We start from the raw sequence: 8,192 nt of genomic DNA on the forward strand, positions 1-8,192 counted from the left end.
ACATGGGGGCCAATAAACTGCCCGGATGCATCACGCCAGTAGATCTGGGTTGGCGGCAGCAGCGATCCATCAAGCTGAGACTTGTAGGGATCATAGGGCGCTACAAATTCTGCTAGACCTACGGTTAGGTAGAACAGGATCAAGACCGTTGCACCGAAGCGAGCCAGGTTATTCTTCGAGAGTTTTTGCCACCAGTTCATACGTCAGCCCGAATCATCGTTGCCTATGATTTTAGTGCGTTTTTGAGATGGTGGTGGATCGCAGGCGTGAATGTTGGGGATAGTGCCAGGGTATTGCTTACCCTACAACTCCAGCTACTAATCACGTCTCATGTCAGTCCATGGTCGGCAGCATAGCTCAACAGCCAGTTCACCATGGTAGCTCGACGGGTTTTGCGGGGAATCAGCTCGTTAATGGAATAGCCCTGGAAGCCGAGCTGCTCTTTCAACAGTTGCTTATGTTGCTTGGGAATGGAGCGAGTGAGCTGCACGGTGGCAGGACGGCTTTCGATGAAGGCGGGAGGCGTGGGGTAGCGTTCTTGCCAGTCGGGCGACACTTGGCTGAGGTCCCAGCCATCCTCGGTCTGCCGATAGCCGAGGTAGTGCCAGACTAGGTAATGGACGGTGTCGTCATCGAGGTCGTCGTTAAGAATGGCCCAGAAGGTCTCGGTGGTTAAGGGAGGCAGGTTATCCATGGGCGATCGCATCCTAGCTACAGATATTGAGTGTAGACCGTGATCACGATAATTTCGGCCGATCGCTCCACAAAAATGGGTTTGATTTGCTTGGTGGTATAGAGTTTGCCGTTCCACTCTTGCTGAAAGGGCACGCTGTACTGGCATTGAAACTGATTGACGCCAAGGGGTTTCCAAGCACTGTTGCGGATTGCTTCCTGCACTTCATCAATCGAAAATCCACGCCTGAGCGTGTAACCATGGGCGTGCTTAGAAAGGCGAATGGGCTTCATCCGGTACCGGCACTATTGGAGTAAAAAAGGAAACACACTGCGGATGGCGCGCCGTAGATGTAGCAGGTAAATGACATATTCCACTTCGGGAGATAGGCGCGGGGGAATATCTTGCCCTTCTTGCAGTTCGGCAATCAGTTCTTCATAGTCTGCCACGGTCAACGGCTCGCCATCTAAGGGCGATCGCGCGTCGGTAATGATTTCCGTTTGCAAAATTTCTTCAGGCACGTCCTCCGGGGGCGGCAAGGCTACTCCGGGTAGCCATCCACCTCCGATCAAAACCGTTGTTAGCAATCCAATCCCAAGCGATCGCCCAGCGTTCATGGTCAACTTTCTCTCTCATGCCACGATCATTCCCTACCTTAACCCGTTTGCCGCCAACTCGTACCAGGGCATTAGGCTAATCCTGGTGGAAGGGGTTCTTGGCAATGGTGATGGATCTCGGTGATCCGGTCAAATAGCCAGCCGTGGGCTTGGCGATAGGTGGGAATCAACGCTAGGGGGCTGAGGAGGGCGGCAGCGGCAATATCGGCAGCGGTGAGGCGATCGCCCACGAGGAAAGGAGTCTGCCAGCGGTGCTGCAGGATCTCTAGCCCTGTGTCCAAGCGCTGGCGGGCCTGGGCCACCTTGGCAGGGGTCATGCCATACTGCGATCGCACAATCCGGATCACGGCCTGGCTCATCCAGGAGGGATCAATGGCTTTACCTTCACCGGCGCGATAGTCATAGTACACAAAGCGGGTGGCGGTGCCGATGCTTTCGTCGAGCCAGTCTTCCAGCAGCCAAATGTCGGCGGCTCGGGCGGGGTCTTCTAGGGATAGGCTAGGGGTCGGCTGATGCTGGTCTAGAAAGTGCAGGATTTGGGTGGAATCACCAAGGGCGATCGCTCCCTCCGAGGGAATCAGGGTGGGTACGGTGGTCAGCCCCGTAAGCGGTTTCAGCCGCAGGGCGTGAATGCCCGGGGTGAGATTTTCTACGCGGTAGTCGATCTGTTTATAACCTAGGGCCAGCCGGGCTTTGCGGCAATAGTGGGAGGTACTAAACTGAAGCAGCAGCATGGAGGGCTCGGTGAAGGGGCAGGTGAACGATGACGGTTGGAGACATTAGCTGGGGCACGACGATGAGACGAGGAGGAACCTCTGTGGATAGGTAGGATGAGCGGTACCATAACGCATCAATGTCCTGCAAGACGGTGCGTTATGGCTGCGCCTAACAGCACCCTACCACGGGGGCACTAGCTCGGATCTACCCACATCAATGCCTTACAAGACGGTGCGTTACGGCTTCGCCTAAAGCACCCTACTGTAGATAGATGTCTACCTGCTGAGCGATCGCAGGGCTGTATCCTAAAGCAAAATTGAGGCTTCTTCGGCTAGCTTCGATCGCTCACCTTTATACAGGGTAATGTGGCCGGCTAGGGGGTTGTTTTTGAACCGTTCTACTACATAGGTTAGGCCGTTACTCGCGGCGTCTACGTAGGGATTGTCGATCTGGTCAATGTCGCCGGTGAGCACAATTTTGGTGCCCTCACCTGCCCGCGTCAGGATGGTTTTCACCTCGTGGGGCGTGAGGTTCTGGGCTTCGTCGATGATGAAGTATTGCTGGGGAATGCTGCGTCCGCGAATGTAGGCGAGGGCTTCAATTTGCAAGAGGCCGCGATCGCTGAGTTCTTCATAGCCATGCCGCCAATGGCCGGGCTTATCCACGGAGCTGGGGTTGCCAAAAATCAGGTCAAAATTATCGTAGAGGGGACGCATCCAAGGGGTGAGTTTTTCATTGACATCGCCCGGTAGATAGCCCAAGTCTTTGCCCATAGGTACGATGGGGCGGGAAATTAAGAGCCGACTGTAGAGGCGTTCATCAGCTACTTTGTGTAAACCGGCAGCGATCGCCAAGAGAGTTTTGCCGGTGCCAGCTTTGCCCACCAGGGTCACCAAGGGAACCGAATCTCGCAGCAGCAGCTCGAAGGCAAACTTTTGTTCACGGTTGCGGGCATGGATGCGCGAAATGCCCGCGTAGGGAAATTTGGGCAGGGGGGTAATCTGACCGGTTAACCCATCCACCAAACCTAGGGCTGTATGGGAGGGATTGGTTTCATCGACTAAGGTAATCGCTTGGTTGGGTAACAGCTTGGCATCAAGGGCGATCGTTCCTTCGCGATAGAGTTGGTCAATCACCTCCGCAGACACCATCACCTCCGCCATGCCGGTGTAGAGGTCGTCAACGTCTACCTTATCGGTTTCGTAGTCTTCCGATCGCAGATCTAGGGCATCGGCCTTAATTCGTAGGTTGGTATCTTTACTCACCAGAATGACGGGGCAATCACACTGGCGCTTCATCTCTAGGGCCACGGCTAAGATGGCATTATCCGCCTGATCGCCTTCCAACTCGGGCGGCAGGGCCTCTAAGGTTTCTCGATGGCATAGGGCCACACGCAAATGACCGCCATTCTCTAGGGGAATGCCGTCCGTTAAATGGCCTTGCTGGCGCAGGGCGTCGAGGTTGCGAGACACTTGGCGGGCGTTGCGCCCGGTCATTTCTGGCTGTTTCTTGAAGCGATCCAGTTCCTCAATGATAGTGATCGGTAAGACTACGTCATTATCCTCAAACCTCAGCATCGCACTTGGATCATGGAGCAATACATTGGTGTCGAGAACAAAGACTTTTTTCATTGAGGACATTCCAAAAAGATGCAGTGGGCGATCGCACAGAGACAGAAAACCGGGATGTCTAGAGATCTCTCTTAGACGGCTGCCATAGCAAAAATCCAGATCCAGAGCAGCACCGCGATGACTAGACTAACCAACAATCCCATGAAATGGGGACGATTCGGGAGTGAAATAGGACGCATCGTGCTTCCTCCCTTAGTGCTATACCTTAATTATTGAATAAAGCTTAGAGCCACGGGGGATTCGGCAACGAACTGTCACATCTTGGCTACCTGAACGTCAGCTAGTCACAGCGTTGCTGGGCCTGCTCTTGCCATTGCTGGTGGGACTGTTTTAGAAGAGCGATCGCTTTATCAAAACTATCGACACAGTGGGGAATTTGTAGATCGCTGGGGACAATAAACGGGGTGGTGCCCTGCACCATATGCTTGTCCACCCAGCGGATTAAATCTGTCCACATCTCGCCGATAAAGATCAGCGGTGTACCATCTAGCTTGTCCACCTGCAGCAGTTGCCAAATCATCAGAGCTTCCAGGGTGGTGCCAATGCCGCCGGGCACCACCACAAAAGCATCGGAAATCAGCGCAAAATGATGCAGGCGCGAGAAAAAGGTTTGATGGTTATACACATGCTCGACAAAGGGATTGGTGGATTGTTCAAAGGACAGATCAACCCGAATCCCGATCGATTGGGTGAGGTTATCGGGATCTGCCAACACACTCCCCTCATTGGCTGCCTGCATCAATCCTGGCCCGCCGCCGGTGACAATATCACAGCCCCAGCGAGTGAGCTCCCCTGCCAAACATTGAACGCCCTGGTAGATCGGATCATGGGATGCCATGCGGGCTGAACCAAAGATGGCCACCCGGTAGCGATCGCGCTTTTGGGGGCGAATACGCGTGAGGTTGTTCACCACCTGCCATAGACTCATAACCGCCTCGTCTACGATGTCGAGAGCTGCATCATCGGCGCAGCTCACCCCATCGACAGAGGGATGAATCAGGTGAGGACGACAGCTAGGATCAGAGTTGGGAGGATAGTTCACGCCAAATTGTGTCAAAGACTACTGTTCTATCCTACGTTCTGGGCGCTGGCTTCGGGGAAATTGCCCCCAGAGCACGATCCATGTCATTGGATGAGGATCCGTGGATGAGGATCTTGGGTCGCGGTGCTCGGTTGGTCAAGAATGTTTCATAACGGCCTATGGACGAACCAACCGAATTCAACATAGAGATCTGTTCTCATAGAGACCCGTTCTAGACCGATCATGGGCGATCGCTCCCTAGGGTGAGAATGGCGTGAACTGTCCACCCAAATTCACCACGATCGCTTCTGTATTCGCCTCAATCATGGTGATATAGCTGTCGCCACGGCTGCCCGGTGCGCCGAGGGAGTCGGAATAAAGTTCTTGTTCGGCCAAGGGCACGCCGGCCTCTTGGGCGACGGTGGTAATCAGTTGGGGATTGAGGGTGGTTTCGGCAAAGATGGCTGGGACATTGAGGGTACGAATGGTATCGACCAGGCGCTGCACGGTTTGGGCACTGGGCTGTTCTTCGGTGCTAATGCCGATCAGGGTGCCGGGTACCTCCAGCCCATAGGCACGGGCGTAGTACTGAAACGCATCATGGGTGGTGACCAGTTGCCGTTGATTGGCGGGAATCGTGGCCACCTGCTCGGTCACCCAGGTATCTAGCGATCGCAATTGGGTGATGTAATCCGTGGCGTTTTGCTGAATGCGATCGCGTTCTTCAGGCAGCAGGGCGATCAGCTGATCGCGCATCGTTTCCACCATGGTCACCGCATGACTGACATCGCCCCACACATGGGGATCGGGTACACGTTGACCCTCCTGCTCCATATCCAACGGTGACACCGATTCTCCCACGGGCACCACGGTGGCATCAATCCCCGTCGCTTCGATGATGCGAATCAGCCCTGGCTCCAGGTTATAGCCGTTGTAGAAAATTAGATCCGCCGACTCGATGGCCACGGTATCGGCCGGTACCGGTTCGTAGATATGGGGATCGACTCCCGGATCCATCAACGGCACCAGCTCAATGGCGTCACCGCCCAGCTCCTGCGTCCAGTGAGCAATCACGGTGGTGGTAGTGACGACCCTAGGGCGATCGCTCTCTCCTTCTCCCACCGGTGCTGAGCCACAGCCCGCAAGTAACGAGCCAATCAGGGCGATCGCTCCCCATGTCGCCTTGGCTCCCTGAGTTGTTACTCTCCCCATGTCGTCATGTTTTTTCATATTGCTTTCATTTTTTCACGATACAATGTTTTCATAATCGTTTCATATTTGATTTGTCAAGCTTAGATGGAGTCCGTCCATGGTTCAGCCCAACTCATCCCCATCCGTTGCCCTCAGGGCCCATGCTCAGAGTATTGAGGTGCAGCATCTGAGCGTGATGTATCAAGATGTGCAGGCGCTGCGAAACCTGACGGTGACGATTGCGGCGGGGCAACTGGTGGGCATTTTTGGCCCCAATGGTGCGGGCAAAAGTACGCTGGTGAAAGCCATGCTAGGGCTGATTCCCGCAGCTACTGGCACCGTCACCTACGGCGATCGCCCCCTAACTGAGCAACGGCAGCGAGTCGCCTATGTGCCCCAGCGATCGCAGATTGACTGGACATTTCCCGCCACGGTGTGGGATGTGGTGATGATGGGACGGGTACGCAAAACGGGATTTCTGCGGCCTTTTTCTGGAGTGAGCCGTCGGCTGGCGGCTAATGCGCTGGAACGGGTTGGCATGGCAGAGTATCGCGATCGCCGCATTGGTGATTTGTCGGGCGGGCAGCAGCAGCGGGTGTTCCTGGCTCGTTCCTTGGCTCAGGATGCAGATATTTTTTGCTTTGATGAACCATTTGTGGGCGTCGATCAAACCACGGAGCAGATTTTATTCAGCATTTTCCGAGAACTCGCCAGCCAAGGTAAGACCGTGATGGTTGTCAACCACGACCTCGGGGAATCGATTACCCACTTCGATCATCTGATTTTGCTCAATCGGGAACTGATTGCTGCGGGCGATCGCCGTTCTGTCTTGCAACCCCAGTACATGACCCGTGCCTACGGCGGTCACGTGCGCTTTTTTGAATCTCAGGCTGCCTAGTGATGCTGGAGTTGCTTTGGGAACCGTTGCAGTATGGCTTCATGCAGCGATCGCTAGTTGTGGCGGTGTTGGTCGGCATCATCTGTGCGGTGGTGGGTAGTTATCTTATGGTGCGGCGGCTAGCCATGCTGGGTGATGCCATTAGCCATTCTTTGCTGCCAGGGTTGGCGATCGCCTTTGCCCTAGGTATGAATCTATATATCGGCGCATTCATCGCCGGTGTCCTGAGTACCGTAATCATTGCTTGGATTCAGACGCGATCGCCCATCAAAGAAGATGCGGCTATGGGGATTGTCCTCTCGTCCTTTTTTGCCCTGGGTATCACCCTGATTACCGTCATCCAGCGAGATAATAAAATTGATCTAAATCATTTCCTGTTTGGCAATATTCTCGGCGTTAGTTCAGGAGAAGTGCGGGACACGGCCATTATTGCCGTCGTGGTTCTCGTGACGGTCGTTTTACTCTACAAAGAATTATTATTTTACAGCTTCGATCCTCTAGGGGCCCAAGCCGCTGGCTTACCTGTTAATCTCCTCAACTTCGGGCAGATGATCCTGATTGCCCTGACCGTGGTTGCCAGTATGAAATCTGTGGGAGTAGTGCTGGTATTGGCGATGCTGATTACACCGGGAGCGATCGCTTATCTCTTAGTCCCGCGCTTGCATCAAGTCATGCTGCTCGGTGCTTTGTTGGGGATGGTGGCGAGTGTGGCAGGTCTATATCTTAGCTATTACTACAATATTCCCTCAGGGCCAGCGATCGTGCTGGTGATTTCCGGATTGTTTTTTCTGACGCTGGTGTTCAGTCCTCGTTATGGGATTCTGAAGCGATCGCGCTCAACGCCGTTACCCCTATGGCGCGATCTACAATCATGGTTACGGCGTTAGGGAATATGTTGGTCATGCATTGAGGTGAGATACCTAGATGGGTGCTTGGGTCATATCTTGAACGTGAGTTGTCAATCGCGTCAGGGTATTCGCCACAGTTCCCTCGTTTAACAATGTTGTTGCCAAATCCAGACCTGCGCTCAAATCGCCACAGGCTCCCGCTTGCCACAGATAAAATCCGCCATTCCATACCACCGATCGCCTCATCTCACTGGGTTCTCCCGCCAAGACACGGTGGTAGCTGGCAATAAGGTCACTGAAGGGCGGAAGGGGTACATCGGTGCCGTCTAGGCCATAGTCACGGGGGTGGAGCAGCAGGCGTTCGATGGGTTCTTCTGCACTACGGTGGACGCCAACAATGCCCGTGCGATCGCGGGGAAGATCACAGCTTCCTTCTAGCCCTTTCACGGTCAAAAATCGTGGGGTGACTCGCAGGGCAAAGGTCTGTTGGGCCATGCCTTCAGTGGGGGGATGGACATAGCCGACGGCAATCTGGGCAGAGCCGGCGTAGGGTGCCCAGAACAGTTCGGCGGTGGCGAAGGGGGGGCGTTTACCAA

Annotated in this window: 11 protein-coding genes; 2 read left to right on the forward strand and 9 right to left on the reverse strand. The window is 54.5% G+C overall.

What is annotated here, in order from left to right:
• The 8 genes from V6D20_01570 to V6D20_01605 all read right to left on the reverse strand — a co-directional run.
• Nucleotides 1–200: hypothetical protein (locus tag V6D20_01570; protein ID HEY9814485.1), on the reverse strand; the 200-nt coding region annotated here is incomplete at its 3' end.
• A gap of 128 nt (nt 201–328) precedes the next feature.
• Nucleotides 329–694, reverse strand: coding sequence for a DUF1823 family protein (locus V6D20_01575; protein ID HEY9814486.1), 366 nt, complete (start codon nt 692–694; stop codon nt 329–331).
• A 17-nt stretch (nt 695–711) separates the two neighbouring features.
• Nucleotides 712–966: a hypothetical protein gene (locus V6D20_01580; protein ID HEY9814487.1), complete on the reverse strand. Its 255-nt coding sequence runs from the start codon at nt 964–966 to the stop codon at nt 712–714.
• Between the two features lie 12 nt (nt 967–978).
• Nucleotides 979–1,296: a hypothetical protein gene (locus V6D20_01585; protein HEY9814488.1), complete on the reverse strand. Its 318-nt coding sequence runs from the start codon at nt 1,294–1,296 to the stop codon at nt 979–981.
• Nucleotides 1,297–1,361: 65 nt separating this feature from the next.
• A complete protein-coding gene (locus V6D20_01590; GenBank protein HEY9814489.1) occupies nt 1,362–2,024 on the reverse strand; it encodes a glutathione S-transferase family protein in 663 nt (220 codons plus the stop codon).
• Nucleotides 2,025–2,312: 288 nt separating this feature from the next.
• Nucleotides 2,313–3,638: a PhoH family protein gene (locus V6D20_01595; GenBank protein HEY9814490.1), complete on the reverse strand. Its 1,326-nt coding sequence runs from the start codon at nt 3,636–3,638 to the stop codon at nt 2,313–2,315.
• A gap of 280 nt (nt 3,639–3,918) precedes the next feature.
• Entirely contained in the window at nt 3,919–4,695 is a 777-nt protein-coding gene (locus tag V6D20_01600) for an LOG family protein (protein ID HEY9814491.1), read from the reverse strand.
• Between the two features lie 222 nt (nt 4,696–4,917).
• Nucleotides 4,918–5,889 (reverse strand): zinc ABC transporter substrate-binding protein, encoded by a 972-nt coding sequence (locus tag V6D20_01605; GenBank protein ID HEY9814492.1) that lies wholly within the window; start codon nt 5,887–5,889, stop codon nt 4,918–4,920.
• A 79-nt stretch (nt 5,890–5,968) separates the two neighbouring features.
• On the opposite strand from V6D20_01605, the gene V6D20_01610 reads away from it, so the two are divergent.
• Complete coding sequence (locus V6D20_01610; protein ID HEY9814493.1) at nt 5,969–6,748, forward strand: metal ABC transporter ATP-binding protein; 780 nt, start codon at nt 5,969–5,971, stop codon at nt 6,746–6,748.
• Between the two features lie 2 nt (nt 6,749–6,750).
• The gene (locus V6D20_01615; GenBank protein ID HEY9814494.1) at nt 6,751–7,635 is read left to right on the forward strand and encodes a metal ABC transporter permease; all 885 of its coding nucleotides are present in this window, start codon (nt 6,751–6,753) and stop codon (nt 7,633–7,635) included.
• A gap of 33 nt (nt 7,636–7,668) precedes the next feature.
• Here V6D20_01615 and V6D20_01620 read toward each other — a convergent pair.
• On the reverse strand, nt 7,669–8,192 hold a 524-nt coding region (locus tag V6D20_01620), incomplete at its 5' end, for a hypothetical protein (GenBank protein ID HEY9814495.1).

This window comes from Candidatus Obscuribacterales bacterium, assembly GCA_036703605.1.
Classification (GTDB): Bacteria; Cyanobacteriota; Cyanobacteriia; order RECH01; family RECH01; genus RECH01.